We start from the raw sequence: 25,802 nt of genomic DNA on the forward strand, positions 1-25,802 counted from the left end.
CGTCCTATTTCATTACTTCTTGTGAACATTTGATATTTTAAGTATCACGAGGACTAGCCTCGTGTGCACTTCCATCAAACGTCCACACTTATCGACTGTGAATTGTTAAAGAACTTTATTCGGTACTGCTTGCTGCGAAGCGTTTTGTTCGTCAGCAGAGAAGCGAGATTATGCGGTGTTTCGTGCAGCTCGTCAACCCCTCGTTTTCGCCCCGCTCAACTCGCATTTGCACGCGCCGTTTTGCGGGGAGGCGAACTATAGCAAACCGGCGCCATAGCTGGCAAGGCGGTTTTGAAATAATTCCGTGTGCTATCGTAGCGCCGATCAAAACCAGCCATTGCACATTGACCATGTCCATTCCAGCTATCGCCTCCACCCGAAACGACGCTCTCGCCTCGCTGCTTGATAACGCCATCAATAACAAGACCAAGCCCTTGGGCAGCCTGGGCATGCTGGAGACGGTGGCCAAGCAGATAGGCCTGATACAGAACACGCGCGTCATCGCGCTGGAAAAACCTGCCATCCTCGTGTTCGCGGCCGACCACGGCGTCGTCGCCGAAGGCGTGTCCGCCTATCCGCAGGACGTCACCTGGCAAATGGTGGAGAACTTCCTCGCGCGCGGCGCGGCCATCAACGTCTTCGCCCAACAGAACGGCTGCGCACTGCATATCATCGACGCGGGCGTGAACCATGACTTCGGCCCGCGCACCGGCCTGACCGACCGCAAGCTGGCCCATGGCACCCACAACTTTGCCCAACAACCTGCCATGAGTAGCGACACCTGTGCCACCGCACTTGCGGCCGGCATGGCGCTGGTCGCTGAACTGGATGGCAACGTCGTCGGCTTTGGCGAAATGGGCATCGGTAACACGACCGCCGCCGCGGCACTGATGCACAAGCTGACCGGCATCCCCGTCGCCCAGTGCGTGGGCGCGGGCACCGGCTTGTCGGCCGATGGCATCTCGCACAAGCAGCGCGTGATCGAGGCGGCCGTTGCCCTGCACGCATCGGCCACCGAACCGCTGGATGTCCTGGCTACTTTCGGCGGACTGGAAATCGCGATGATGGTCGGCGCCATGCTGAAAGCGGCCGAACGCCGCATGGTGCTGCTGATCGATGGCTTTATCGTGACCAGCGCCCTGCTGGTGGCGGCCCGTCTGCAACCGGCCATCCTCGACTACTGCGTGTTCGCCCACTGCTCCGACGAGAGTGGTCACAAGAAGATGCTGGATAACCTGGGCGCCCGTCCCCTGCTCCAGCTGAACCTGCGCCTGGGCGAAGGCACGGGCTGCGCACTGGCACTGCCGCTGCTGCACGCGGCCGTCAACTTCCTGAACCAGATGGCGACCTTCGAATCGGCCCAGGTCAGCGAAAAATCGGAATAGCAGACGACAGCAAGGACCCGCCATGCACCAGATCCGCCTGTTCTTCACCGCGCTGCAGTTCTTTACCCGGCTGCCGATTCCGCGCTGGGTGGGCTTCGAAGCGGCATGGCTGAACCACGCATCGCGCTACTTCCCGCTGGTGGGCGTGGTGGTGGCCGCCATCGCCGCCGCCACCTACGCGCTGGCGGCGCTGCTATTCCCTGCTCCCGTTGCCGCCGTGCTGGCGACGGCCGCCACCGTCTACGCCACCGGCGCCTTCCACGAGGACGGTTTTGCCGATATGTGCGACGGCTTCGGCGGCGGCCTGACCGGCCAGCGCGTGCTGGAGATCATGAAGGACTCGCGTATCGGCGCGTATGGCGCGATCGGCATCGTCTGCATGCTCGCGCTCAAATGCGTAACCTTGTCCCTGCTGCCGCCGGCCGTGGCCATCGCCGCGCTGTTTGTCGCCCATCCGCTGTCGCGCCTCACGTCGACCGCCCTGATCTGGCGCCTCGACTATGCGCGCGACGAAGGCAAGGCGAAACCGCTGGCGCAAAAAATGAGCGACGCGGAATTCACCATCGCCGCCACCTGCGCGCTGCTGCCGGCGGTGCTGTGCGGCTGGTTCGGATGGCTGTCCTGGTCCGCGCTGGCGGCCAGCCTGCTGGGCGCCAGCGCCGCCGCATACTGGCTGGCGCAGAAATGCGTGAAGCGCATCGGCGGCTACACGGGCGACTGCCTGGGCGCCGTGCAGCAGGTATCCGAAGTGGTCATCTACCTTTGCCAGCTGGCCAGCCTTGGCCACGGCGCCTGGCGCTGATGCGCATCACGCTGATACGCCACCCGCAACCGCAGGTCGCCACCGGCGTTTGCTACGGCAGCACCGACCTGCCGGTCGCCCGGCAGCAGATCGACCTGGTGCACGCCGCGCTGGCTGGCATACTACCCGCTAGCGCGCCGCTGTATTCCAGTCCGTTGCGGCGCTGCGCCGACCTGGCGACGCAGCTCACCCCCCTCCCGCCCATGCACGATGCCCGCCTGGCCGAAATGCACTTCGGCGCGTGGGAGATGCACCGCTGGGATGACATCCCGCGCGCCGAGATCGACGCCTGGGCCGCAGACCCGGTCCATTACCACCCCGGCGGCGGCGAAAGCGTGCTGCAGATGGCCACGCGCGTGGCCGCCTTCTACGCCGCTTTACGCGCGAACGCGCAAGCGGACGCACGACCGGACGCCATCGTCGTTTGCCACGCCGGCACCATCCGCCTGCTGATGGCCTGCCATGCCGGCCTCGCCCCCGCCGACATGGCGCAGCGCGCCGCCAGCACCCCGCACAGCATCGCCTACGGCCAACGCATCGTCCTGCAGGACTGACAGGCAGATCGCAAGCCGCGCTTGCCCCCCGGCGCGCAAGCCGTATAATGACGACGTTTTGGTGCCCGCATGTCTGTCCAGACGTGCAGTTAAACGGGAAACACGACGCCATCCAGATGGCCAACGTGTGCTGCCCCCGCAACGGTAAGCAAGTGTCGCGCAACCTGCGACGAACCGCCTCGAACAACCACTGTGCTTAGGCATGGGAAGGTGAGGCGGCGCCACTTGCCAGCCCGGATACCGGCCAAATCAGGTGGAAGTGAGCGAACGGGGAGTTGCGCGACACGGACCATGCCCGCCACGGCGGGCTGCCATGTGCTATCCCGGTTCACCGCTTCTGTTCAATCTGGCCCACGGGGACGTCGGCCGGTTGCTCTCTTACAGAAGATTTGTCATGACTTTTCCTGTTTCCCGCCGCGCGGTGGCGACGTCGATCGCGCTCGCTTTCGCCACGCCCTCCGTGTTCGCCGACACCCAGAACGATATCGCCGGCAGCGCCGTCTTCATCACCGCCGCGCGCGCGCCGCAACTGGCGGCCGACATCCTGAGCGATACCCTGACCATCGACTCGGCCCAGATCGCGCAATCGGGCGCCGGCTCTGTGATCGAACTGCTGCAACGCCAGCGCGGCATCGAAGTGGCGCGCAACGGCGGGCCGGGCACCAGCGCCAGCGTGTTCATTCGCGGCGCCAACGGCAACCAGAACATCGTACTGGTGGACGGCGTGCGTATCGGCTCCGCCACGACGGGCGCGGCCAACTGGAGCGCCATCCCGCTAACGGCCATCGACCATATCGAAGTCGTGTACGGCCCACTCAGCACCCTGTATGGCGCGGACGCCATCGGCGGTGTGATCCAGATCTTCACCAAACAAGGCCAGGGCGCCCCGTCACTGGCGGCCGCCGCAGGCTACGGCAGCGACCACACCCGCACCGCCGACGCCCATGTATCGGGCGCGACGGACGGTGAGCACAGCATCCGTTACGCGCTCAGCGCCGGCAAGGAAAAGTCGGACGGCTTCTCCTCCACCGTTCCCGGCAACTACTCCTACAACCCGGACAAGGATGGCTACGACAAGGAAAGCGCAGCCGGCCAGGTCAGCCTGCGCCTGGCCCCCGGCCACGAGATCAGCGCGCTGTTCATGCACAGCAGGCTCGATGCCCAATACGACAGCGGCCCGTCCAGCTATGACACGCGCAGCCTGCAAAAGCTGGAGAACGCCGCCATCTACAGCCGCAACCAGCTACTGCCGGGTTGGACCAGCCTGCTGCAGTATGCGCAAGCGCGCGACGAGTCGGGCAATTTCACCAGCGACCTGCCCAAGGACCGCGCCCAGCTCAATACCAGGCAAACCGACTTCACCTGGCAGAACGACATCGCGATCGGCGCCGACGTGCTGCAACTGCTCTACGACCACCGCCAGGAATCGGTCAGCTCCACCAGCGTCACCTCACTGAACCGCGACCGCAGCACCAACGCCTACGCCGCCTCCTACAACGCCAAGCGCGGCGCGCAACTGTTCAACGCCAGCATCCGCCGCGACAATTCCGAATATGGCGACAAGACCACTGGCGCGGCCGGCTACGGCTACAACTTCACCCGTCAACTGCGCGCCAGCGCCAGCGTGGGCACCAGTTTCCGCGCCCCGACCTACAACGAGTTGTACTACCCCGGTTACGGCCTGCTGACCAACAAGCCGGAGCTGGGCCGCAATGCGGAAGCGGGCCTGAACTACGACGACGGTAACACCACGCTGGCCGCCCGCTACTACCACAACCGGCTCACCGACCTGATCGTCAGCGTCACCCCCTGCCCTTACAACACTGTCCCGAAAAGCAGCAGCTGCGCCTACAACGTCAACCACGCGCTGCTCGAAGGCCTGACGCTGGAAGGCGCCCGCAAGCTGGGCGACTTCGAACTGGCCGCCACGGTCGACCTGCAGGACCCGAAGGACGAAACCACCGGCAAGCGCCTGGCGCGCCGCGCGCAACGGCACGCCAACCTGGCGCTCGATTACGTCGCCGGCCCGCTCAAGGGCGGCGTGGAACTGACGCTGTCCGGCGCCCGCTACGACGACGCGGCCAACAAAAACCGGCTGGGCGGCTACGGCCTGGTGAACCTGTACGCCACCTGGCAGATCACGCCGGACTGGTCGGCCCTGCTGCGCTGGAATAACGTCGCCGACAAGCAGTACACGCTGGCGCGCTTTTACAGCACCGCCGGTTCCACCGTGTTCGCCAGCCTGCGCTACGGCTACAAATAAGGTGTAACCTGCCGGGCGAGGCTTCCCCGTCCGGCGGCGGCACATTGACTAACAAAAGGCAGTCCATGCATCCTTCCCTCCACAACCTGCGCCAGCGCACCAGTGTGATCGTCACCACGCTGCTGCTGCTCGCCGTCGCCAGCCTGCTGTTCGCCAGCATGACGGGATCGGTGGCGATTCCGCTGTCGGACCTGCCCGGCGCCATCGGCGCGCTGCTGCACGGCCGCGCCGACTCGCTGGCCGCCACCCTGCTGGAACTGCGGGGCGGGCGCGCCACGACGGCGTTCGTCACCGGCGCCGCGCTGTCGCTGGCGGGAGTCATGATGCAGGCGCTGTTGCGCAATCCGCTGGCCGATCCCTATGTGCTGGGCATTTCCGGCGGCGCTTCGGTGGGCGCGCTCGCCGCCCTGCTGTTCATGTGCTCCACGTGGACGATCGACGCCGCCGCCTTCGCGGGCGCCGTCGCCGTTTCGCTTCTGCTGTACATCCTGGCCCGGCGCGACCTGCGCGGCGGCACGGCGGCCGAAGGCGGCACCGCCCTGCTGCTGCTCACGGGCGTGATCCTGGCCTCGGTCTGCATGGCCATCGTCACCCTCATGCTGTCGATCGCGCCGGAGAGCCGCCTGCGCAGCATGGTGTTCTGGCTGATCGGCGACCTGGCCGGCGCGCCGCAACGGTGGATGCCGTGGGCCGTGCTGGCGGCGGGCCTGTGGTTCGCGCTGCGCAGCGCGCGCGCCATGAACGTGATGGCCCTGCATGCAGAAGCGGCCGCCACGCTGGGCATCCGCGTGGGCGCGCTGCGCAAGGGTTTGTTCTTCTGTTCCGGCCTGCTCACGGCCAGCGCCGTGACCAGCGCCGGCAGCATCGGCTTCGTGGGCCTGATCGTGCCCCACGCCTGCCGCTTCGCGTTCGGCCCCGACCATCGCGTGCTGATCCCGGCCGCTACGCTGGCCGGCGGCAGCTTCCTGGTGCTGGCCGACACGCTGGCGCGCACCGTGCTGGCGCCCCAGCAGCTGCCGGTGGGCGTGGTCACCTCGCTGGTGGGCGCGCCCATCTTCCTGTATCAATTGCACCGCTTGCGCAAATAACATGATCCACACCCAGCAACTCACCCTGCGCGCCGGCGCGCGCACACTGATCGACCAGTTGACCTGGCACGTCGAGGACGGCCAATGCTGGAGCGTGATCGGCCGCAACGGCGCCGGCAAGAGCACGCTGCTGCGCACCCTGGCCGGACTCTGCGAGCCGGACGCGGGCAGCGTCAGCATCGGCCAGCGCCCCCTGCGCGACTGGCCGCTGGAAGAACTGGCGCGCACCCGCGCCTTCCTGGCCCAGTCCCGCAGCGACGCCTTCGCCTACACGGCGCTCGAAACCGTGCTGGCAGCGCGCCACCCCTACCACAGCAACCGCTACTGGGAAGGCAGCGACGATCACAAGCTCGCGCTCGACGCGCTGGCGGCGATGGAAGTAGCCGACCTGGCTGCGCGCGACGTGCGCACCCTGTCCGGCGGCGAACGCCAGCGCGTGGCGATCGCCGCCATGCTGGCGCAAGACACGCCGCTGCTGCTGCTGGACGAACCTGCCAACGCGCTCGACCTGGCGCACCAGGTCAGCGTGATGCGCCTGCTGGCCCGCCTGTGCCGCCAGCAGAACAAGACCGTGGTCATGATCGGCCATGACCTGAACCTGGCGCACAGCGTTTCCACCCACGCGCTGCTGCTGATGGGCGACGGCCGCTGGCGCGCCGGCCCCGTCGCCGAGGTGATGCAGGCGCCCATCCTGAGCGAGTATCTGGGCCATCCGATCGAAACCATCCAGCACGGCCAGCGCAGTATTTTCATCCCCACCGAGGAACACGCATGAGCGAAGCGAACACCGACGACATCAACCAGCGCCACCGCCTGCGCATGGAGCGCAAGAAGGCCATCATCGACGCCAAGATCGCCGCCGCCGACAAGCAGATCGGCATCATCATCGTCAACACCGGCAATGGCAAGGGTAAGAGTTCAAGCGGCTTCGGCATGGCCATCCGCGCCATGGGGCACGGAATGAAAGTGGGCATCGTCCAGTTCATCAAAGGCGCCATGTCCACCGGCGAGGAGAAATTCCTGCGCCGTTTCCCCGATGAAGTCAGCTTCCACGCCATGGGCGAGGGCTATACGTGGGAAACCCAGGACCGCGAACGCGATATCGAAAAAGCCCGGGTGGCATGGGAGCAGGCCAAGGCCTTCCTGTCCGATCCCGCCATCGGCCTGGTGCTGTTCGATGAGCTGAACATCGCGCTCAAGTACCGCTATCTTGACGTCGACACCGTGATCGCGGACCTGCTGGAGCGCCCGGCCATGCAGCACGTCGTCATCACGGGCCGCGGCGCGCCGCCGGAACTGATCGCCATCGCCGACACGGTCACCGAAATGGGCGAAGTCAAACACGCTTTCAAGGCCGGCATCGGCGCGCAGGAAGGCACGGAGTGGTGATGGACAAGCGGATCGCCGTAAAGGCCGTGCTGGTGGCGGCGGTCGCCTCCGGCCAGGGCAAGACCACCACCACCGCCGCGCTGGCGCGCAAGCTGGTGCGCATGGGCCAGCGCGTGCGCGTGTTCAAGTGCGGCCCCGACTTCATCGACCCCATGCTGCTGGAGCGGGCCAGCGGCGCGCCGGTGCGCTCGCTGGACCTGTGGATGGTAGGCCATGAGCAGTGCCGCGCCCAGCTGGCGCAAGCAGCCGCCGAAGCGGACGTGATCCTGATCGAAGGCGTGATGGGACTGTACGACGGCACGCCGTCCAGCGCCGACCTGGCGCGCCAGTTCAAGGTGCCCGTGATGGCCGTGATCGACGCGTCGGCCATGGCGCAGACGGCCGGCGCGCTGGTGCACGGCCTGCGCGATTACGGCCCGGTCGACATGGCCGGCGTGATCGCCAACCGCGTCGCCAGCCCCGGCCACGCCGCCATGATCGCCGCCTCGCTGCGCGACATTCCCCTGTTCGGCACCCTGGCGCGCCAGGACAAGTCGCTGCCGGAACGCCACCTCGGCCTGGTGCTGCCGGACGAAGTGGGCGGCATCGACGCCCTGCTCGACCATCTGGCCGATGGCCTCACCTTCGACGAAGCTGCCTGGAACCGCCTGCCGCCCGTCGAACTCGACATGCCACCAGCGCCAGCGCCACAGGTGCAGCAGCTGGCCGGCAAAACCATCGCCGTGGCGCGCGACGCGGCCTTCATGTTCCTCTACCCGGCCAACCTGGACACGCTCGAAAAACTGGGCGCCACCTTGCGCTACTTCTCGCCGCTGGCCGATGACCCCGTGCCGGACGATGCGGATGCGGTCTACCTGCCCGGCGGCTATCCCGAACTGCACGCGCAGGCGCTGTCGCAGGCGCACACCTGGCGCGATTCGATCCGCGCGGCCCATGTGGCCGGCATGCCCATCGTGGCCGAATGCGGCGGCATGATGGCACTGGCCGAATCGCTGGCCGACCAGCAGGGCGCCGTATGGCCCATGGCCGGCCTGCTGCCGGGCGCCATCCAGATGCAAACGCGGCTCGCGGGACTGGGATCGCAAGGCATCATCACCCCGCACGGCCTGCTGCGCGGCCACACCTTCCACTACTCGCAACTGCACACGGCGCTGGCGCCCATCGCCTACACGATCAAGCATCCGTCCGACGCGCAGGGCGAAGCCGTGTACCGCACCGGTTCGCTGACGGCCTCCTACTTCCACGCCTATTTCGCCTCCTGCCCGGCCGCCACGGCAGCGCTGTTCCTGCGGAGGGATGCGGCATGACGCGCACCCTGGTGCTGGGCGGCGCGCGCTCCGGCAAAAGCGGCTTCGCGGAAAAGCTGGCGATCGCCACCGGCAAGGAGCTGGTCTACATCGCCACCGCGCAGGCGGGCGACGGCGAAATGGCCCACCGCATCGCCCACCACCGCAGCCAGCGTGATGACCGCTGGATCACGGTGGAGGAACCGCTGGCACTGGCCGACGCGCTGTCGCGCTGGTGCGCGCCGCAGCGCGTGGTGCTGGTGGACTGCCTCACCCTATGGTTATCGAACCTGTTGTTCAGCGCGGGCGACACCGCCCCCGGCGACGAGGAGTTTGTGCTGCCGCCCCGCTTCCATGCGGAGCGCGCCGCGCTGCTGCAAGCGCTGGCCGGCTGCGCGGGCGACGTGCTACTGGTGTCGAACGAAGTCGGCATGGGCATCATCCCCATGGGCGCGATCTCGCGCTGCTTCCTGGACGAAGCGGGCCGCCTGAACCAGGCCGTGGCCGCCGTGTGCGACCGCGCCGTGTTCGTGGCCGCCGGCCTGCCGCTGTATCTGAAGGGCGTGCCGTGCTGACAGGGCTGTCCCTGCCCGCCATCGCCGTACTGCTGGCGGCCGGCGTGCTGCTGGATCTGCTGCTGGGCGAAGCGCGGCGTTGGCATCCGCTGGTCGGCTTCGGCAACCTGGCCTACGCGCTGGAACGTTGGCTCAATCGCGGCCCGCTGCAATTCTGGCGCGGGCTGTTGGCCTGGCTGCTGGCCGTGGTCCCGCCTGTGCTGGCGGCCACGCTGCTGTGCATGGCCGGCGGCCCGGCCGTGGACGCGCTGCTGCTGTATCTCTGCATCGGCCTGCGCAGCCTGCGCGACCACAACCTGCCCATCGCGCAAGCGCTGCACAGCGGCGACCTCGATGCGGCGCGCCGGCTCACGGCCCGCATCGTCAGCCGCGACACGGCCAGCGCCAGCGCAGCGGAGCTGGCCAAGGCCAGCGCCGAATCGCTGCTGGAAAACGGCAACGACGCCGTCTTCGGCACCCTGTTCTGGTTCATGGTGGCGGGCGGCCCCGGCGCCGTCCTGTTCAGGCTCGCCAACACGCTGGACGCCATGTGGGGCTACCGCACCGCGCGCCTGCTGCGCTTCGGCTGCGCCGCCGCCCGCATCGACGACGCGCTGAACTACCTGCCGGCCCGGCTCACCGCCCTGTCCTACGTGCTGCTGGCGTCCTCCATGGAAGGCAAGCGGCGCGCCTGGCGCTGCTGGCGCGCGCAGGCGCCCGCGTGGAGCAGCCCGAATGCCGGCCCGGTCATGTCCAGCGGCGCCGGCGCGCTGGGTCTGGCGCTGGGCGGCCCCGCCACCTACGACGGCGACGTCGAACAGCGCCCGCCGCTGGGCAGCGGCCAGCCAGCCGCCGCGCACGACATCGCGCGCGCATGGCGGCTGGTGGCCCGCACCACCTGGCTATGGCTGGCTTGCGCCGGCCTCGCCGCCGCCATCCTGACCTTGAAAGACCACTATGCTTGAACACGGCGGCAACCTGCGCGACGCGGCGCAGCGCTTCGGCCGGCACGACTGGCTCGATCTCTCCACCGGCATCAACCCGCACCACTACCCTGCGCCCACCGTGGCGGCCCATGCGTGGCATCGCCTGCCGGAAGCCGATCCCGCGCTGGCCGCCGCCGCTGCCGCCTACTACGGCGCGCCGCTGATGCTGCCCGTGGCAGGCACCCAGGCAGCCATCCAGGCCCTGCCCCGGTTGCGCGCGCCATCGCGCGTGGTGGTGGCGGCGCCGTCCTACGCCGAGCATGCGCACCATTGGTCCGGCCATGGCCACACGCTGCGACAGGTTGACTATGCGGCGCTGGATGGCGCCGTCGATGACTGCGACGTGCTGGTGGTCTGCAATCCGAACAACCCCACCGGCGCCACGGTAGCGCCACAACAGCTGCTGCGCTGGGCCGACGCGCTGGCCGCGCGCGGCGGCTGGCTAGTGGTCGATGAAGCGTTTGGCGACACGGCCACCAGCGCCAGCATCTGCGCGCAGACTGGCAGACCGGGTTTGATCGTGCTGCGCTCGGTCGGCAAATTCTTTGGGCTGGCCGGCATCCGGCTTGGCTTCGTAGCGGCCCAGCCGGCGCTGCTGGAGCAATTGGCCGACCTGCTGGGGCCATGGACCATCAGCGGCCCCGCCCAGCAAGTCGCGCTGGCCGCGCTGAACGACCAGCCGTGGCAGGACGCCATGCGCGCGCGCCTGTGCGCGGAAGGCGCACGTCTGCAACAGCTGCTGGCCGGCCACGGCATCCACGCCAGCGGCAGCGCCCTGTTCCAGTGGTGGCCGGAACCGGACGCGGAACGCTTCTGGCAGCACATGGCTGAACGGGGCATCTGGGTGCGCCTGTTCCGCCACGCCGCGCGCGGCATCCGCCTTGGCCTGCCGCCCGACGAAGCGGGCTGGCGCCGGCTCGATCATGCATTATCCGAATGGAAACCCATCCAATCATGAAGATTCTTCCCACCCTGTTTGGCTTGCTATACGCGTGCCAGGCCGGCGCCGCCATCACCGTACGCGACGACGACGGCGTGCCCGTCACGGTGCAGCAGCCGGCCCGCCGCATCATGTCGCTGGCGCCGCACGCGACCGAGCTGCTATTCGCGGCCGGCGGCGGCGACCGCATCATCGGCACCGTCAGCTACAGCGATTACCCGCCAGCGGCCAAGGCCATCCCGCGCGTGGGCGACAACCGCGAAGTGGACCTGGAACGCATCATCGCCATGAAGCCGGACCTGCTGGTGGTCTGGCTGCACGGCAGCGCGCCGCGCCAGATCGACGCGCTGCGCCAGTTGGGCATCCCCATGTTCCACAGCGAGCCGCACAAGCTGGAGGCCATCCCGGACAGCCTGCTGCGCCTGGGCCAGTTGATGGGCACCGAAGCCGTCGCCCAGCCGGCGGCGGCCGAGCTGCGCCAGCAGCTCGACGCGCTGGCGGCCAAATACGCGGGGCGGCCGCCGGTGCGCATGTTCTACCAGGTGTGGGACAAGCCGCTGTACACGCTCAACGGCGCACACATCGTCAGCGACAGCATCCGCCTGTGCGGCGGCGAAAACATCTTCGGCAAGCTGAAGACGATCGCCCCCACCGTCAACGTGGAAGCGGTGCTGCAGGAAGACCCGGAAGCCATCTTCGGCACGGCCGAGAAGAACTACGGCGGCGTCAACCTGTGGCGGCGCTACGCCTCCATGAAGGCGGTCCGCAACGGCAACCTGTTCACGCTGAACGGAGAATTACTCAACCGCGCCGGCCCCCGCATGATCGCCGGCACCGCCGCCTTGTGTGAAAAATTAGAGCTGGCGCGCCAGCACAGGACCCAACCATGAGCCACTACCAACGCATCGCCTGCCTCTCCACCGAATCGGTGGAAACCCTGTACGCGCTGGGCGCGGAACAGACCATCGCCGGCATCTCCGGCTTCACCGTGCGCCCGCCCCGAGCGCGCGAGGAAAAGGTCAAGATCAGCGGCTTCTCCTCGTCCAAGCTGGAACGCATCCTGGCCGTGCAGCCGGACCTGGTGATCGGCTTTTCCAACCTGCAGGCCGACATCTGCCGCGACCTGGCGCAGGCCGGGGTGGAGGTCCACCTGTTCAACCAGCGCAGCGTGGATGGCATCCTGCGCATGGTGTCCGTGCTGGCCGCGCTGGTGCAGCGCGAGGATGCGGGCCACGCGCTGGTGGGGCAGTTGCAGGCCTGCGTGGATGCGGCGCGCGCCCGCGCCGCGCAGTGGACGCGCAAACCCGTGATCTACTTCGAGGAGTGGAACGACCCGCTGATGAGCGGCATCGGCTGGGCGGCGGAACTGATAGTCATCGCCGGCGGCGAGGATGCCTTCCCCGAACTGTCCGTCCGCCAGAGCGCGAAGGAGCGCATCATCGCCGACCCGATGGAGGTGGTGCGGCGCGCGCCGGACATCATCATCGGCTCCTGGTGCGGCAAGAAGTTCCAGCCCGAATCGCTGCGTTCCCGCGCAGGCTGGGACGCGATCCCCGCCGTGCGCAACGGCATGGTGTTTGAAATCAAATCGCCCGACATCCTCTCCCCCGGCCCGTCCGCCATCACGGAGGGCCTGCGCCAGATCAGCGACATGGTGGCCCGCTGGCAGGAGTCGCAGCCATGAGCATCTCCCGAATGAACTTCCCCTTCACGACCCTGATGGTGCAAGGCACCACGTCGGATGCCGGCAAGAGCACGGTGGTGGCCGCGTTGTGCCGCCTGCTCAAGCAGCGCGGCGTGCGCGTGGCGCCATTCAAGCCGCAGAACATGGCGCTCAACAGTGCCGTCACGTCCGACGGCGGCGAGATCGGCCGCGCCCAGGCGCTGCAAGCCATCGCCGCCGGCCTGGCGCCGCACACGGACATGAACCCGGTGCTGCTCAAGCCTTCCAGCGACACGGGCGCCCAGGTCATCATCCACGGCCAGGTCCGGGCCGACATGAACGCGCGCGACTACCACCAGTACAAGACCATCGCCATGGAAGCCGTGCTGGCCTCGCACCAGCGCCTGACCGCGCAGTACGAGGCGGTGGTGGTGGAAGGCGCCGGCAGCCCGGCCGAGATCAACCTGCGCGACCGCGACATCGCCAACATGGGCTTCGCCGAAGCCGTGGACTGCCCGGTGATCCTGGTGGCCGACATCGACCGCGGCGGCGTGTTCGCCCACATCGTCGGCACGCTTTCCTGCCTGTCCGACAGCGAGCGCCGGCGCATCATCGGCTTCGTCATCAACCGCTTCCGGGGCGATATCTCGCTGCTGGAACCGGGCCTGGATTGGCTGGAGCAGCAGACCGGCAAGCCGGTGCTGGCCGTGCTGCCCTACCTGCACGGCCTGTTCCTGGACGCGGAGGACGCCGTGCAGCCGGTGCAGGCCGCGCGCGGCGCCTTCCGCGTGGTCGTTCCCAGCCTGCCGCGCATGAGCAACCACACCGACTTCGACGCCCTGCGCGCCCATCCCGACGTGGACCTGCGCTTTGTTCGCCAGGGCGAGGCGATACCGCCGGCCGACCTGCTCATCCTCCCCGGCAGCAAGAACACGCGGGCCGACCTCGAATGGCTGCGCGCGCAAGGCTGGCCGGCCGCCATCGCCCGCCACCTGCGCTACGGCGGCAAGGTGATCGGCGTCTGCGGCGGCTTCCAGATGCTGGGGCGTGGCGTCTGCGACCCGCGCGGCATCGAAGGCACACCGGGCACCTCGCCCGCGCTCGGCCTGCTCGACATGGAAACGGAAATGACGCCGGAAAAGCGGCTGGTGCAGGTGCACGGCGTGTGTGCCTTCGACGACGGCGGCGCGCCCGTCAGCGGTTATGAAATCCACATGGGCATCTCCACCGGTGCCGCGCTGGCGCGGCCCGCATTCAGCATCAACGGCCGCCCGGAAGGCGCGCGCTCGGAAGATGGCCAGGTGCTGGGCACCTACCTGCACGGCCTGTTCGACACGCCGCAAGCATGCGCTGCCCTGCTGCGCTGGGCCGGCCTGCACTCGACCGCCACGGTGGACACGGCGCAGCTGCGCGAGGCGAGCCTGGACCGCATCGCCGAGGCCAGCCGCCCGCTGCTGGACGCGCTGCTCGCGCTGCAGCCGCCATACGCACAACAGGAGACCGCATGAACCCGCACGCCTTTGACGACGCCGAAATCGCCGGCGTCTACCGCGCCATCCGCGAACGGCGCGACATCCGTCACTTCACCTCCGCCCCCCTGGAACCGGGGCAGCTGGAACGCTTCATCGCCGCCGCCCACGCCGGCCCCAGCGTGGGCTTGATGCAGCCGTGGCGCTTCATCCGCATCGCCAGCGCCGACCTGCGCGCGCGCATCCACGCCCATGTGAACGAGGAGCGCCTGCTCACCGCGCAGGCGCTGGGCAAGCGCGCCGAGGAATTCATGCAGCTCAAGGTGGAGGGCATCCTCACCTGCGCCGAAGTGCTGGTGGTGGGGCTGATGGACAAGCGCGACAACTTCGTCTTCGGCCGCCGCACCATGCCGGAGATGGACCTGGCGTCCGCTTCCTGCGCGCTGCAGAACTTCTGGCTGGCCGCCCGCGCGGAAGGCATCGGCGTGGGCTGGGTCTCCATGTTCGATCCGCAGCGTCTGCGCGAGCTGTGCGCCATGCCCGAGGGCAGCCAGCCGATCGCCGTGCTGTGCGTGGGCCAGGTGCCCGAGTTCTACCGCGCCCCAATGCTGGAGCTGGAGCGGTGGGACACGCGCCGGCCGCTGGCCGACGTCATGTTCGAGGATAGCTGGGGCAACAGCGCCGCCTAGCCGGTGCACTCCTCCAGCTTGCGGTTGCCCGGTCCCGCCAGGGTGCGCAGGCTGCGCTCCGTGGCCGCCGTGTAGCGCCGGTCGAACACGGTGTCCACGAAGCGCCAATCGCAGCGCACCTGTTCGTGCGTGGCCGTTACCACCATATAGCCACGCTTGCTGGTCTGGGCATAGTACAGCGGCGCGATCAGGTCCACCATCATGGCCGCCACGTCGTCCGGGTCGCGGTCCGGATACGCGCCTTCCATGCCCGGCGACGAGACCGACGCGGTGGCGAACTCCACGCCCACCTGCCGACCCTGCGCGTCATGCAGGTCGCTGGCCCAGGCATTATGCGAATCACCGGCCAGCACCACCATGTTCTTGCGGTGGCGCTGCATCATGGCGAACACCAGCTCGCGGTCGTTCTGGTAGCCATCCCACGAATCGAGATAGCACGGCAGCGTGGGTGCGGCCAGCCAGCGCCGTTCCCGTTCGCCCACACTGGCCGGATCGCAGGCGGCACGCCGCTTGAGCGCGGCGAAGTCCGTGCAATTGCACTCGCCCATGGCGACGGCGGTCGGATACTCCATGCGCGCCATCAGCACCTGCTGGCCCAGCATCTGCCAGCGCGCGCGCGACGCGGCCACCTGCGATTCCAGCCATGCCATCTGCTCGCTCCCCATCATCGTGCGGTGCGGGGAACGCAGGTCGCGGTGGTATTTTTCCGCGTCGAAGCGGTGCTGTTCATCGTAATAGGATGCCAGCACCAGTTGCTGGTCGCGGCCGATCAGGCGCGTATCGAGCATGTGCAGCGACAGCACGCTGCCGAAGTCGAACGAGCGGTAAATCTTCTCCGGCGTCGACGGATCGGGCGCCCGGATCGGCAGCCATTCGTGGTAGGCCGTCATGGCGGCCGCCTTGCGCAGCGAGAACGGCCCCTGGCGCGAACTCACATGGTCGGCCGAACCGTCGCGCCACGCGTCGTCGGCGAATTCGTGGTCGTCCCAGACGGTGATGAACGGCACGCTCGCGTGCAGCGCCTGCAGGTCCGGATCGGTGCGGTACTGCGCGTAGCGGCGCCGGTAGTCGTCCAGGTGCAGCAGCAGCGCGCGCGGCTCGGAGACGCGGCCCAGTTCCTCGGCGCGGTCGCAGGCGTAACCGTCGCTTTCGTATTCGTAGATGTAGTCGCCGATGTGCAGCGCCACGTCGATATCGTCGCGCTGCGCCGCATCGGCATACACGTTGAAGTAGCCGGCCGGGTAGTTCGCGCACGAGAACACGGCCAGCCGCACCTGGCGCGCGTCCGCGCGCGGCAGCGTCCTGGTACGGCCCACGGGCGACTTCACCGTGTCGGCCGCGAACTGGTAGTAGTACACACGGCCCGGCAGCAGGCCGGTCGCGTCCACCTTGACCGTGAAATCAATGGCCGCGCTGGTGATCGCCGTGCCGGCCGCCACCAGCGATTGCATGGCCGGGTCAGTGGCCACGTACCAGCGCACGGCGACGTCCGCCGCCTGCCCTTGCGGCGCAGGGCGGGGCGTCACCCGGGTCCACAGAATCACGCGGTCCGTGAGCGGATCGCCGCTGGCCACGCCATGCCCGAAACTGGCCGCCACGTGCGCGGCGGGGCCGCCGCCCGTGCTGCCGCAACTGGCCAGCGCCAGCCCGCCCGCGCCCAGCAGGGCGGTGGAACACGCCTGCCGCATGAAGTTGCGCCGCCCCGTCGCCGCCGGCGGAAACAATGCCTTGCCGTCCATCGCGCCTCCATCCCCGTGTCGATGAGACGCAACTTACGCGCCATTCGTGACCGCCTTGTGACGCACGGCCGGAACACGGCATCCTGTGGCGGAACCGACACGGATCAGCCAATTATGTGACAATCGGTGTATTGCATCGCGCGCATCGACAGGCACAAAAGAGCACTATGACCGAGACGACCAGCTCCGCCGCCAAACGCTACCTGCCCTGGGTGGTTGCCACCGCCCTGTTCATGGAGCAGCTCGACTCCACCATCGTCAACACGGCCGTGCCCAGCATGGCCGCCAGCCTGCAGGTGACGCCACTGAGCCTGAAGGCCGTGGTCACCAGCTACATCCTCAGCCTGGCCGTCTCCATCCCCGTCAGCGGCTGGATGGCGGACCGCTTCGGCACCCGGCGCGTGTTCACCACCGCCGTCGCCATCTTCACCATCGCCTCCATCCTGTGCGGGCTGGCCGTCAATTCGCCCATGCTGGTGGCGGCGCGGCTGCTGCAGGGCTTCGGGGCGGCCATGATGATGCCGGTCGGGCGCATCACCATCATCCGCACCTTCCCCAAGTCCGAACTGCTGCGGGCGATGAACTTCGTGATCGTGCCGGCCCTGATCGGGCCGTTGCTGGGCCCCACTGTGGGCGGCCTGATCGTGCACTGGCTGTCCTGGCGCGAGATCTTCTTCGTCAACGTCCCGGTGGGGGTGGCCGCCATCGCGCTCGCGCTGCGCTACATGCCCGACTACCACGGCGAACAGGAACGACCACTCGACCTGATCGGCCTGGTGCTGTTCGGCGCCGGCATCGCGCTGCTTTCGTGGCTGCTGGAGATTTTCGGGGAACACCGGATCGATGCGACGTCGACCGGCGTCCTGTTCCTGCTGGCCGCCAGCCTGCTGGGCGCCTACGTCTGGCACGCCAAGGACGAGCCCCATCCGCTGCTGCGGCTGGCGTTGCTGCGCATACGCACGTTCCGGGTATCGGTCGCGGGCGGCTTCGTCACGCGGCTGGGTGTGGGCGGCATGCCCTTCCTGCTGCCGCTGCTGTACCAGCTGGGCCTGGGGCTGCCCGCCTGGCAATCGGGTTTGCTGATGATGCCGGCCGCCGCTGCCGCCATGGGCATGAAGTTCATCTCGGTGCGCCTGCTGTCCACCTTCGGCTACCGCCAGGTGCTGGTGGTGAACACGGTGTTGATCGGCCTGACCATCAGCCTGTATTCGCTGGTGCAGGCCGGCACCCCGATCTATGCCATCGTGGCCATTGGCCTGTGCCTGGGCTTTTTCAACTCGCTGCAGTTCTCCAGCATGAACAGCATCGCCTACGCCGACGTGGAAGGGCGCGACACCAGCATGGCCAGCACCATCGCCAGCTCCATGCAGCAGCTGTCGATGAGCTTTGGCCTGGCCTGCGGTTCGCTGGTCACCGGCTGGTTCCTGGGCGGCCTGCCGCAGACCAACCGGGCGGCGCTCACGTCCGCCCTGCACCACGCCTTCCTCGCGCTGGCCGTGCTGACCATCCTGTCGTCGCTCACCTTCTGGACCCTGCGCAAGGGCGATGGCGACAACATGAGCAAGGGCGCCGCCTAGTGTCTTATTTCAGGGGCTTGTAGATGCCGCAGCCAACCAGCGTGTCGTCCAGCCGCTCGACGTAGCTGGACTTCTGCTCGATGGCCTTGCTGACCGGATTGGGCCATTTGTAGTCGAACCATCCCTGGCCCTTGGTCTTGGCCACGTTGACCAGCCCCTTGATCAGGTAATTGCCCTCGGCGTCGCGCATGTCCATCAGGTTCTTGCCCACCATGCGCGCGCTGTTGCCGTTGCCGATGGCCAGATTGACGCCGTTCAGGTCATACACAAAGATGTACAGGTTCCCCTCGACGAACTGGCCCTTGGGATTGCTGAATTCAGCGTAGGCCTTCTCGGTGCCGTTGGCCTTGATGTAGGCCACGGCGCGCTTGACCAGCGCCACCGCCTCGTCGGCGCTGCCGCCGTTATTGGCTGCCAGCGCACCGGCCTGCAGCAACAGTGCCGCGCACAGCACAGCGAAAAATCTCCATATGCTTTTCATGCCCGTCTCCTCGTTGTGGTTGAGTTCATCCCGCCTGCGCCAGCAACTGGTCGACCAGTTCTATCCAGTGGCCGACCGGGAGTTCCGTCCCGGACTGCAAATGGGTCTGGCAACCAATATTAGCCGATACGATGCGGGCCGCGCCGGTCGCTTCCAGATTGGCCACCTTCCTGTCGCGCAGCTGGTACGACAGCTCCGGCTGCAGCACGGAATAGGTGCCGGCCGAGCCGCAGCACAGGTGGCTGTCGGCGCACAGGCGCACGTCCACGCCGATCGCCCGCAGCAGTCCTTCCACCTTGCCCCGGATCTTCTGGGCGTGTTGCAGGGTGCAAGGCGGATGGTAGGCAACCGGCTGCGCCAGTTTGCCACGAATGCGCGCCGCTAGGGCGTCCTCGAACTCGCACACCACTTCGCTCACATCCCTGGCCAGCGCCGACACGCGCTCTGCCTTCTCGGCATAGACCGGATCATCGCGCAGCAGGTGGCCGTATTCCTTGACCGTGGCGCCGCAGCCCGATGCCGTGATGACCAGCGCCTCCACGCCAGCTTCCACTTCCGGCCACCACGCGTCGATGTTGCGGCGCATGTCGTCCAGGCCACCATCCTGGTCATTGAGGTGATAGCGGATCGCGCCGCAGCATCCGGCGCCCGGTGCAACCTCCAGTTCCACGCCAACCGCAGCCAGCACGCGCGCGGTGGCGCTGTTGATATTGGGCGCCATGGCCGGCTGCACGCAGCCATCGAGCAGCAGCATGCGCCGCGCCTGCGGGGCGGTGGGCCATGTCCCGGCGGGATGGGCGTGCGGCACCTTGTCGCGCAGGGCTTGCGGCAGCAATGGCCGCAGCATCTGGCCGGCCTTCATGGCGGGCGTGAACAGCCATTCACGCGGCAAGGTCTCCTTGAGCAGGGTGCGGGCGAAGCGCTGCCCGGCGGGCCGGGGCACCTGCTGGTCCACCACCTTGCGTCCGATGTCGAGCAAACGGCTGTAGTGGACACCGGACGGGCAGGTGGTTTCGCAATTGCGGCAGGTCAGGCAGCGGTCCAGGTGCGACTGGGTCTTGACGGTGGCCGGGCTGCCTTCCAGCACCTGCTTGATCAGGTAGATGCGGCCGCGCGGACCGTCCAGCTCATCGCCCAGCAACTGGTAGGTGGGACAGGTGGCCGTGCAAAAGCCGCAGTGCACGCACTGGCGCAGGATCGCTTCGGCTTCGTCGCCGTCCGGCGTGTTGAGGAATTGGGCTGCGAGATTGGTTTGCATGGCTACAGGTCCTGGTACATGCGGCCCGGGTTGAAGATGCCGGCCGGGTCGAAGGTGTGCTTGAGATTGCGGTGGATGGCGTGGACGGCCGGCGCCAGCGGATGGAACACGCCGCCGTCGCGCGAACCGCCCCGGTACAGGGTGGCGTGGCCGCCCAGCTCCTGGGCCAGCGCGCGCACGCTGGCCGGATCGGCCGCCGAGCGCAGCCAGCGCTGGGCGCCGCCCCATTCGATCAGCTGCGTGCCGGCATGCGGGCAGGCCGGGGCCACGGATGGCACGGACAAGCGCCACAACGGCGTCGCCGGATCGGCCGTGAAGAAGGCGCCGGTTTGCTCGCGCAGGCCCTGCCAGTAGGCGTCCGCTTCGGCCGCGTCCATCACCACGCCGCCGATCTGGCGCAGCGCCGCCGTCACGGCTGCCTGAGCGCCGGACAGGCGCACGGCCAGCACGTCATCGTGCCAGGCGCTGGCCGACAGCGGCAAAGGCTTGCCGCCCCAGCGGTTCAGGTTGTCGAGCGCCTGCTGCTGGTTCATCTGCAGCCGCACCGTGGTTTCCGCCACGGGACGCGGCAGGACCTTGAGCGACACCTCCAGGATCAGCCCCAGCGTGCCGAGCGAACCGGCCAGCAGGCGCGAGACGTCGTAGCCTGCCACGTTCTTCATCACCTGGCCGCCGAAGCGCAGCAGTTCGCCGTGGCCATCCATCAGCACGGCGCCCAGCACGAAGTCGCGCAACGCGCCGACGGTCGCACGGCGCGGCCCGGACAGGCCGCAGGCGACCATGCCGCCAACGGTGGCGCCGGGGCCGAAGTGGGGCGGCTCGAACGCCAGCATCTGATTCTGCGCTGCCAGCGCCGCCTCGATCTCGCGCAGCGGTGTACCGCAGCGGGCCGTGATCACCAGTTCGGTCGGTTCATAGGCCACGATACCGCTGTAGGGCGTGGTGTCGAGCACTTCGCCGCGCGGGTGCTGTCCATACCAGTCCTTGCTGCCGCCACCGCGCAGGCGCAGCGGCGTTTGCGAGGCGGTGGCGGCGGCGATGCGCTCGCGGAATTGAGTCAGTTGCGATTGCATGCCGGTCATCCTTTGACGAACTTGAACAGCCCGCCCCGCGTCTGCCGCTTGCCGTAGGCGGCGCAGCGGTCCAGCGTGGGGATGGCCTTGTTGGGATTGAGCAGGAAGGCCGTGTCGAACGCGCGCTTGACGCCGATGAAGGCCGCCACTTCCTGCACGGTGAACTGGGCGCACATGGAGTCGATCTTTTCGATGCCCACGCCATGCTCGCCCGTGATGGTGCCACCCACCTCCACGCACAGCGCGAGGATCTCCTCGCCGAACTGTTCGGCGCGGTGGAACTGGCCGGGCAGGTTCGCATCGAACAGGATCAGCGGGTGCAGGTTGCCGTCGCCCGCGTGGAATACGTTGGCGCAGCGCAGGTCGTATTTGGTCTCCATGGCGGCGATCCCCAGCAGCACTTCGGCCAGCCGTTTGCGGGGAATGGTGCCGTCCATGCAGTAGTAGTCGGGCGAGATGCGGCCCGCCGCCGGGAACGCGTTCTTGCGGCCGGACCAGAAGCGCATGCGCTCGGCCTCGTTCTGCGACACGGCGATGGCGGTGGCGCCGGACTGTTTCAGCACCGCGCTCATGCGGCCGATTTCCTCTTCCACTTCCTCGGCCAGGCCGTCGGACTCGCACAGCAGGATGGCTTCCGCGTCCGTGTCGTAGCCAGCCTTGCAGAACGGCTCCACCATGCGCGCGCTGGTGCGGTCCATCATCTCCAGGCCGGCCGGGATGATGCCGGCCGCGATCACGCTGGCCACGGCATCGGCACCGCGCACCACGTCGTCGAACGAGGCCATGATCACGCGCGCCACCGGTGGCTTCGGAATCAGCTTGACCGTCACTTCGGTGACCACGCCCAGCATCCCTTCTGAACCAATGAACACGGCCAGCAAATCGAGGCCAGGCGCATCCAGCGCGCCGCCGCCCAGTTCGACGATCTCGCCGTCGATGCTGACCATGCGCACGCGCATCACGTTGTGCACGGTCAGGCCGTATTTCAGGCAGTGCACACCGCCGGAGTTCTCGGCCACGTTGCCGGCGATGGTGCAGGCGATCTGCGACGACGGGTCAGGCGCGTAGTACAGGCCGTGCTGCGCGGCCGCATCCGAGATGGCCAGGTTGCGCACGCCCGGCTGCACCACGGCCGTGCGGGCGTTGGCGTCGACGGCGACGATGCGGTTCATCTTGGCCGTCGACAGCACGATGCCATCGGCGATCGGCATGGCGCCGCCTGACAGGCCGGTGCCGGCGCCGCGCGGCACGATCGGCACTTGCAGCGCGCGGCATGCCTGCAGCACGGCGATCACCTGCGCCTCCGTTTCGGGCAGCGCCACCACCATCGGCAGCTGGCGATAGGCCGTCAGGCCATCGCACTCATAGGGTCGGGTGTCTTCTTCGTTGTACAGAACGCAGTGCGCGGGCAGCGCGTTGCGCAGCGCGGCCACAACGGCGCGCTGGCGTTCTGCGGTAAAGGGAATGTCGGGGGACGGCGCGTTCATGGATGGCCTCACGATGTGAATGCCGTCCAGTGTAGCGATAGCAGCAGGGGCACTGCGGTGAAAAGAATTAACCGCAGAGCTTAACTATTTTCATGTGCCGGCGTAGGTCGCCATCAGCCAGTCGATGAACAGCGTCACCTCGGGCCGCAGGCGCGGGCTCTGCTCGTAAACGATGTAATAAGCGTGCGGCGGCGATGCCAGGCGGATGTCGAACAGCTCCACCACTTCGCCGCTGGCGATCATCTGCTGCGCGAAATGCTGTCGCGTGAGACCCACACCGTGGCCATGGCGCACGGCTTCCAGCAGCAGGCCCAGGTCGTCCACGCGCAATGCCGTCGTCGGCTCGGGCCAGTCGAGGCCCGCCTCCTTGAACCACGGCTGCCACATCTCCAGCGCGGAACGCAGCAGCGTGGCCTTGGACAGGTCGGCCGGCGTGGCGATGCCGCCGATGCGCTCCAGATAGGCGGGCGCGGCCACGGGGAAGGCCGGTTCCTCGAACAGCTTGGTGGTCACCATGTCCGGGTACTTGCCCGCACCGAAGCGCACTTCCAGGTCGGACTCGTTCAGACACAGGTCGTACAGCGGCACGGACAGGAACACCTCGACCACGATGTCGGGATGGGCCTCCGTGAAGCTGGCCAGCTTGGGCATGAGCAGGTAGCGCGCAAACGTCGGCGGCACCGTGATCTTCACGCGCTGCTGCGCAGGCAAAGTCTTGTGCGGCAACGGGAAGTCGGTCAGCGTGCGCAGCGCCTGGCATACCACGTCCAGGTAGCTGCGGCCGAATGGACTCAGCGTCGCGGCCCGGCCATCGCGGATGAACAGCCGTTCACCGACAAAATCCTCCAGCAGGCGGATACGGTGCGACAGCGCGGAAGGCGTGATGCAGAGGGTGTTGGCCGCTTCCGCGAAGGAGCCGGCACGGGCCGCCGCTTCGAACGCGGACAGGGCATGAACTGGAGGGAAACGACGTGGCATGGTGCTCTCACCGGCGGTACATTAAACGCAACAACGCCCGTCCGGTGACGGACGGGCGTTGCAAGGGCCACGGGGAGAATTAGTGCGGAATCATCCCCGTGAACACGTAAGCCTGCAACACGGTCATGATACCAACGATGGCCGCAAATAGCAGGCTGTGTTTAAGGGTAAACCGGAACAGTTCAGATTCACGCCCCACCAGGCCGGTGGCGGCGCAGGCCACAGCGATCGATTGCGGGGAAATCATCTTGCCAGTCACGCCGCCCGTCGTGTTGGCCGCCACCAGCAGCGTGTCGGAGACGTTGATCTGGTGGGCGGTTGTATTCTGCAAGGAACAGAACAGCGCATTGGACGAGGTATCGGAACCGGTAAGGAACACGCCCAGCCAGCCGAGGAACGGCGAGAAGAACGGGAACGCGCCGCCAGTGCCGGCCAACACCAGCGCCAGGGTGGACGACATGCCGGAGTAGTTGGCGACGAACGCGAACGCCAGCACCAGGCCAATCGACAGGATGGGACGGCGCAGCTCAACCACGGTGGCGCTGAAGGCGCGCACGCCGGCGCTGGGCTTCATGCGCAGCAGCAGCATCGAAATGAACGCCGTCAGCAGGATGGCGGTGCCCACTGCGGACAGAAGGTCCAGCTTGTACAGCGCTTCATAAGCCTTGGGGGTGGCGACGATAGGCGCGGTCTTCATCACCATCTGGTCGAGGAAGGGCACGTGGAATTTGAGCACGGTGCCGGCCAGCGCACCCTTGGGGCCAAACATGGCTTTGAATTGCGGCAGGCTCCATACGGTCACGATGGCGGTCAGGATGCCGAACGGTGCCCAGGCACGGATCGTCTGTGCGGTCGTGTAAGGCGACTTGGTGCGGCCGCCAACCGGCGCCGTGCCGGCGGCGGGGAAGCCGCCGAAGGTGGCCATGGCTGCCGTGCCACCGCCCATCGAAATCGTGCTGCGTGCACCAGCCTTGGCGCCGGCGGGCTGCCATACCTTGAGCAGCGCGGTGAGCGATACCAGGCTGACCAGGGCCGAGGTGATGTCCGGCAGTTCAGGGCCAATGTAGTTGGAGGTGATGTATTGGGTCACCGCAAAGCTGCCGCCGGCCACCAGCGCTGCGGGCCACACTTCCTTGATGCCGCGCTTACCATCCATCATGAAGACCAGCCAGAATGGCACGGCCAGCGACAGCAGCGGCAACTGGCGACCGGCCATGGCGCCGATCTGCATCGCCTCGATGCCCGTCACCTGGCCGGCGACGATGATGGGAATACCCATCGCGCCAAATGCCACCGGCGCCGTATTGGCGATCAGGCACAGGCCCGCTGCGTACAGGGGATTGAAGCCCAGGCCGACCAGCAGCGCCGAGGTGATCGCCACCGGCGCGCCAAAGCCTGCCGCACCTTCCAGGAAGGCGCCGAAGGCGAAACCGATCAGCAACATCTGCAGGCGCTGGTCGTCCGTGATGGACAGGACGGAAGCGCGGATGATGTCGAGCTGGCCCGTCTGGTCCACGATCTTGTACAGGAACACAGCGGTCACGATGATCCAGGCGATCGGCCACAGGCCGTAGGCGAAACCGAAACCGGCGGCGGCCAGCGCCTGTGGCACCGGCATACCGTAGGCGAAAATGGCGACGGCCAGCGACAGTGCCAGCGTAATGGTCGCTGCTACGTGGCCCTTGATGCGCAGGACAGCCAGCGCAAGGAAAAAGAAAATGATGGGGATGGCGGCGACCAGGGCGGATAGCCCCAAGCTGCCTAACGGCGTGTATATCTGGTTCCAGGCTTGCATGTCTTCTCCTCCGGTTTGGATTTTTTTAGAACTGGAGGAAGTGTAAGTCGCGCGCACCCGCTTGCATCGTCGTAGGAAGTTGAAATGAATTGACCGCTGAAGTGAAAAGTTTTCACCGCATGCAGCAACAACGAGGATGGACCGTCAGGGACGAAAAAAAACCCCCGACTGCACTGAGCGCGATCTTGAGCGCGTTCAGGCTGACGGGGGGTTTTTCATATAACTAGCTTGACGATAACCTACTTTCACACTGGTTGCAGCACTATCATCGGCGCAGAGTTGTTTCACGGTCCTGTTCGGGATGGGAAGGGGTGGGACCAACTTGCTATGGTCATCAAGCTTTGAC

The 25,802-nt window shown here is 67.3% G+C and carries 23 protein-coding genes, 1 rRNA gene and 1 riboswitch; of the genes, 16 read left to right on the top strand and 8 right to left on the bottom strand.

Going from position 1 to position 25,802, the window contains the following annotated elements:
- Window positions 1–350: 350 nt before the first annotated feature.
- The 15 genes from cobT (at window position 351) to bluB (ending at window position 15,068) form a co-directional block, all read left to right on the top strand.
- Entirely contained in the window at window positions 351–1,385 is a 1,035-nt protein-coding gene (gene cobT, locus H3H37_RS24670) for a nicotinate-nucleotide--dimethylbenzimidazole phosphoribosyltransferase (RefSeq protein WP_182167526.1), read from the top strand.
- 22 nt (window positions 1,386–1,407) lie between these two features.
- A complete protein-coding gene (locus H3H37_RS24675) occupies window positions 1,408–2,187 on the top strand; it encodes an adenosylcobinamide-GDP ribazoletransferase (protein ID WP_182167528.1) in 780 nt (259 codons plus the stop codon).
- Window positions 2,187–2,741 carry a histidine phosphatase family protein gene (locus H3H37_RS24680; RefSeq protein ID WP_182167530.1) on the top strand — a complete coding sequence of 185 codons (555 nt, stop codon included), beginning with the start codon at window positions 2,187–2,189 and terminating at the stop codon, window positions 2,739–2,741. Before H3H37_RS24675 ends, H3H37_RS24680 begins: the two co-directional genes overlap by 1 nt.
- A gap of 42 nt (window positions 2,742–2,783) precedes the next feature.
- Window positions 2,784–3,004: riboswitch (cobalamin riboswitch) on the top strand.
- Window positions 3,005–3,135: 131 nt separating this feature from the next.
- Window positions 3,136–5,004, top strand: a complete 1,869-nt coding sequence (locus H3H37_RS24685; protein WP_182167533.1) for a TonB-dependent receptor plug domain-containing protein — start codon at window positions 3,136–3,138, stop codon at window positions 5,002–5,004.
- Between the two features lie 65 nt (window positions 5,005–5,069).
- Window positions 5,070–6,092, top strand: coding sequence for a FecCD family ABC transporter permease (locus H3H37_RS24690; protein ID WP_182167535.1), 1,023 nt, complete (start codon window positions 5,070–5,072; stop codon window positions 6,090–6,092).
- Between the two features lies 1 nt (window position 6,093).
- On the top strand, window positions 6,094–6,867 hold the full coding sequence (locus H3H37_RS24695; protein ID WP_182167537.1) for an ABC transporter ATP-binding protein: 774 nt from the start codon (window positions 6,094–6,096) through the stop codon (window positions 6,865–6,867).
- Window positions 6,864–7,481 (top strand): cob(I)yrinic acid a,c-diamide adenosyltransferase, encoded by a 618-nt coding sequence (gene cobO / locus H3H37_RS24700; RefSeq protein WP_182167539.1) that lies wholly within the window; start codon window positions 6,864–6,866, stop codon window positions 7,479–7,481. Before H3H37_RS24695 ends, cobO begins: the two co-directional genes overlap by 4 nt.
- Entirely contained in the window at window positions 7,481–8,788 is a 1,308-nt protein-coding gene (locus H3H37_RS24705) for a cobyrinic acid a,c-diamide synthase CobB (protein ID WP_182167541.1), read from the top strand. Before cobO ends, H3H37_RS24705 begins: the two co-directional genes overlap by 1 nt.
- Window positions 8,785–9,342: a bifunctional adenosylcobinamide kinase/adenosylcobinamide-phosphate guanylyltransferase gene (gene cobU, locus H3H37_RS26025; protein ID WP_182167543.1), complete on the top strand. Its 558-nt coding sequence runs from the start codon at window positions 8,785–8,787 to the stop codon at window positions 9,340–9,342. The genes H3H37_RS24705 and cobU overlap by 4 nt, the downstream gene beginning before the upstream one ends.
- Window positions 9,336–10,286, top strand: a complete 951-nt coding sequence (locus H3H37_RS24715) for a CobD/CbiB family cobalamin biosynthesis protein (RefSeq protein WP_182167545.1) — start codon at window positions 9,336–9,338, stop codon at window positions 10,284–10,286. The genes cobU and H3H37_RS24715 overlap by 7 nt, the downstream gene beginning before the upstream one ends.
- Window positions 10,279–11,265, top strand: coding sequence for a threonine-phosphate decarboxylase CobD (cobD, locus tag H3H37_RS24720; RefSeq protein ID WP_182167547.1), 987 nt, complete (start codon window positions 10,279–10,281; stop codon window positions 11,263–11,265). Before H3H37_RS24715 ends, cobD begins: the two co-directional genes overlap by 8 nt.
- Complete coding sequence (locus tag H3H37_RS24725) at window positions 11,262–12,137, top strand: cobalamin-binding protein (RefSeq protein WP_182167549.1); 876 nt, start codon at window positions 11,262–11,264, stop codon at window positions 12,135–12,137. Before cobD ends, H3H37_RS24725 begins: the two co-directional genes overlap by 4 nt.
- A complete protein-coding gene (locus H3H37_RS24730) occupies window positions 12,134–12,931 on the top strand; it encodes an ABC transporter substrate-binding protein (protein WP_182167551.1) in 798 nt (265 codons plus the stop codon). The genes H3H37_RS24725 and H3H37_RS24730 overlap by 4 nt, the downstream gene beginning before the upstream one ends.
- An 11-nt stretch (window positions 12,932–12,942) precedes the next feature.
- Window positions 12,943–14,418 (top strand): cobyric acid synthase, encoded by a 1,476-nt coding sequence (locus tag H3H37_RS24735; protein ID WP_182167571.1) that lies wholly within the window; start codon window positions 12,943–12,945, stop codon window positions 14,416–14,418.
- Window positions 14,415–15,068, top strand: a complete 654-nt coding sequence (gene bluB, locus H3H37_RS24740) for a 5,6-dimethylbenzimidazole synthase (protein ID WP_182167553.1) — start codon at window positions 14,415–14,417, stop codon at window positions 15,066–15,068. The genes H3H37_RS24735 and bluB overlap by 4 nt, the downstream gene beginning before the upstream one ends.
- On the opposite strand, the gene H3H37_RS24745 is transcribed toward bluB, so the two are convergent.
- The gene (locus H3H37_RS24745; RefSeq protein WP_182167555.1) at window positions 15,065–16,807 is read right to left on the bottom strand and encodes an alkaline phosphatase D family protein; all 1,743 of its coding nucleotides are present in this window, start codon (window positions 16,805–16,807) and stop codon (window positions 15,065–15,067) included. The genes bluB and H3H37_RS24745 overlap by 4 nt on opposite strands.
- Before the next feature lie 167 nt (window positions 16,808–16,974).
- On the opposite strand from H3H37_RS24745, the gene H3H37_RS24750 reads away from it, so the two are divergent.
- Window positions 16,975–18,384 (top strand): DHA2 family efflux MFS transporter permease subunit, encoded by a 1,410-nt coding sequence (locus H3H37_RS24750; protein WP_182167557.1) that lies wholly within the window; start codon window positions 16,975–16,977, stop codon window positions 18,382–18,384.
- A 4-nt stretch (window positions 18,385–18,388) separates the two neighbouring features.
- Here the strand turns inward: H3H37_RS24750 and H3H37_RS24755 are convergent, their stop codons facing one another.
- The 7 genes from H3H37_RS24755 to rrf form a co-directional block, all read right to left on the bottom strand.
- Window positions 18,389–18,865: a cache domain-containing protein gene (locus tag H3H37_RS24755; protein ID WP_182167559.1), complete on the bottom strand. Its 477-nt coding sequence runs from the start codon at window positions 18,863–18,865 to the stop codon at window positions 18,389–18,391.
- Window positions 18,866–18,890: 25 nt separating this feature from the next.
- Window positions 18,891–20,123 carry a glycolate oxidase subunit GlcF gene (gene glcF / locus H3H37_RS24760; protein WP_182167561.1) on the bottom strand — a complete coding sequence of 411 codons (1,233 nt, stop codon included), beginning with the start codon at window positions 20,121–20,123 and terminating at the stop codon, window positions 18,891–18,893.
- A 2-nt stretch (window positions 20,124–20,125) separates the two neighbouring features.
- Window positions 20,126–21,196: a glycolate oxidase subunit GlcE gene (gene glcE / locus H3H37_RS24765; protein WP_182167563.1), complete on the bottom strand. Its 1,071-nt coding sequence runs from the start codon at window positions 21,194–21,196 to the stop codon at window positions 20,126–20,128.
- A 5-nt stretch (window positions 21,197–21,201) separates the two neighbouring features.
- Window positions 21,202–22,683 (bottom strand): FAD-linked oxidase C-terminal domain-containing protein, encoded by a 1,482-nt coding sequence (locus H3H37_RS24770; protein ID WP_182167565.1) that lies wholly within the window; start codon window positions 22,681–22,683, stop codon window positions 21,202–21,204.
- A 90-nt stretch (window positions 22,684–22,773) separates the two neighbouring features.
- Complete coding sequence (locus H3H37_RS24775; protein ID WP_182167567.1) at window positions 22,774–23,661, bottom strand: LysR substrate-binding domain-containing protein; 888 nt, start codon at window positions 23,659–23,661, stop codon at window positions 22,774–22,776.
- A 79-nt stretch (window positions 23,662–23,740) separates the two neighbouring features.
- Window positions 23,741–25,456, bottom strand: a complete 1,716-nt coding sequence (locus H3H37_RS24780; RefSeq protein ID WP_182167569.1) for a lactate permease LctP family transporter — start codon at window positions 25,454–25,456, stop codon at window positions 23,741–23,743.
- 226 nt (window positions 25,457–25,682) lie between these two features.
- Window positions 25,683–25,795: ribosomal RNA gene (gene rrf, locus H3H37_RS24785) — 5S ribosomal RNA — on the bottom strand.
- Between the last annotated feature and the right edge of the window lie 7 nt (window positions 25,796–25,802).

Origin of the sequence: Rugamonas brunnea (assembly GCF_014042345.1) — a bacterium.
Lineage (GTDB): Bacteria > Pseudomonadota > Gammaproteobacteria > Burkholderiales > Burkholderiaceae_D > Rugamonas > Rugamonas brunnea.

Bases quoted from the DNA above. Each gene is read 5' to 3' on its own strand.
- cobT (WP_182167526.1), top strand. From the start codon at position 351: ATGTCCATTCCAGCTATCGCCTCCACCCGAAACGACGCTCTCGCCTCG.
- H3H37_RS24675 (WP_182167528.1), top strand. From the start codon at position 1,408: ATGCACCAGATCCGCCTGTTCTTCACCGCGCTGCAGTTCTTTACCCGG.
- H3H37_RS24680 (WP_182167530.1), top strand. From the start codon at position 2,187: ATGCGCATCACGCTGATACGCCACCCGCAACCGCAGGTCGCCACCGGC.
- H3H37_RS24685 (WP_182167533.1), top strand. From the start codon at position 3,136: ATGACTTTTCCTGTTTCCCGCCGCGCGGTGGCGACGTCGATCGCGCTC.
- H3H37_RS24690 (WP_182167535.1), top strand. From the start codon at position 5,070: ATGCATCCTTCCCTCCACAACCTGCGCCAGCGCACCAGTGTGATCGTC.
- H3H37_RS24695 (WP_182167537.1), top strand. From the start codon at position 6,094: ATGATCCACACCCAGCAACTCACCCTGCGCGCCGGCGCGCGCACACTG.
- cobO (WP_182167539.1), top strand. From the start codon at position 6,864: ATGAGCGAAGCGAACACCGACGACATCAACCAGCGCCACCGCCTGCGC.
- H3H37_RS24705 (WP_182167541.1), top strand. From the start codon at position 7,481: ATGGACAAGCGGATCGCCGTAAAGGCCGTGCTGGTGGCGGCGGTCGCC.
- cobU (WP_182167543.1), top strand. From the start codon at position 8,785: ATGACGCGCACCCTGGTGCTGGGCGGCGCGCGCTCCGGCAAAAGCGGC.
- cobD (WP_182167547.1), top strand. From the start codon at position 10,279: ATGCTTGAACACGGCGGCAACCTGCGCGACGCGGCGCAGCGCTTCGGC.
- H3H37_RS24725 (WP_182167549.1), top strand. From the start codon at position 11,262: ATGAAGATTCTTCCCACCCTGTTTGGCTTGCTATACGCGTGCCAGGCC.
- H3H37_RS24730 (WP_182167551.1), top strand. From the start codon at position 12,134: ATGAGCCACTACCAACGCATCGCCTGCCTCTCCACCGAATCGGTGGAA.
- H3H37_RS24735 (WP_182167571.1), top strand. From the start codon at position 12,943: ATGAACTTCCCCTTCACGACCCTGATGGTGCAAGGCACCACGTCGGAT.
- bluB (WP_182167553.1), top strand. From the start codon at position 14,415: ATGAACCCGCACGCCTTTGACGACGCCGAAATCGCCGGCGTCTACCGC.
- H3H37_RS24745 (WP_182167555.1), bottom strand. From the start codon at position 16,807: ATGGACGGCAAGGCATTGTTTCCGCCGGCGGCGACGGGGCGGCGCAAC.
- H3H37_RS24750 (WP_182167557.1), top strand. From the start codon at position 16,975: ATGACCGAGACGACCAGCTCCGCCGCCAAACGCTACCTGCCCTGGGTG.
- H3H37_RS24755 (WP_182167559.1), bottom strand. From the start codon at position 18,865: ATGAAAAGCATATGGAGATTTTTCGCTGTGCTGTGCGCGGCACTGTTG.
- glcF (WP_182167561.1), bottom strand. From the start codon at position 20,123: ATGCAAACCAATCTCGCAGCCCAATTCCTCAACACGCCGGACGGCGAC.
- glcE (WP_182167563.1), bottom strand. From the start codon at position 21,196: ATGCAATCGCAACTGACTCAATTCCGCGAGCGCATCGCCGCCGCCACC.
- H3H37_RS24770 (WP_182167565.1), bottom strand. From the start codon at position 22,683: ATGAACGCGCCGTCCCCCGACATTCCCTTTACCGCAGAACGCCAGCGC.
- H3H37_RS24775 (WP_182167567.1), bottom strand. From the start codon at position 23,661: ATGCCACGTCGTTTCCCTCCAGTTCATGCCCTGTCCGCGTTCGAAGCG.
- H3H37_RS24780 (WP_182167569.1), bottom strand. From the start codon at position 25,456: ATGCAAGCCTGGAACCAGATATACACGCCGTTAGGCAGCTTGGGGCTA.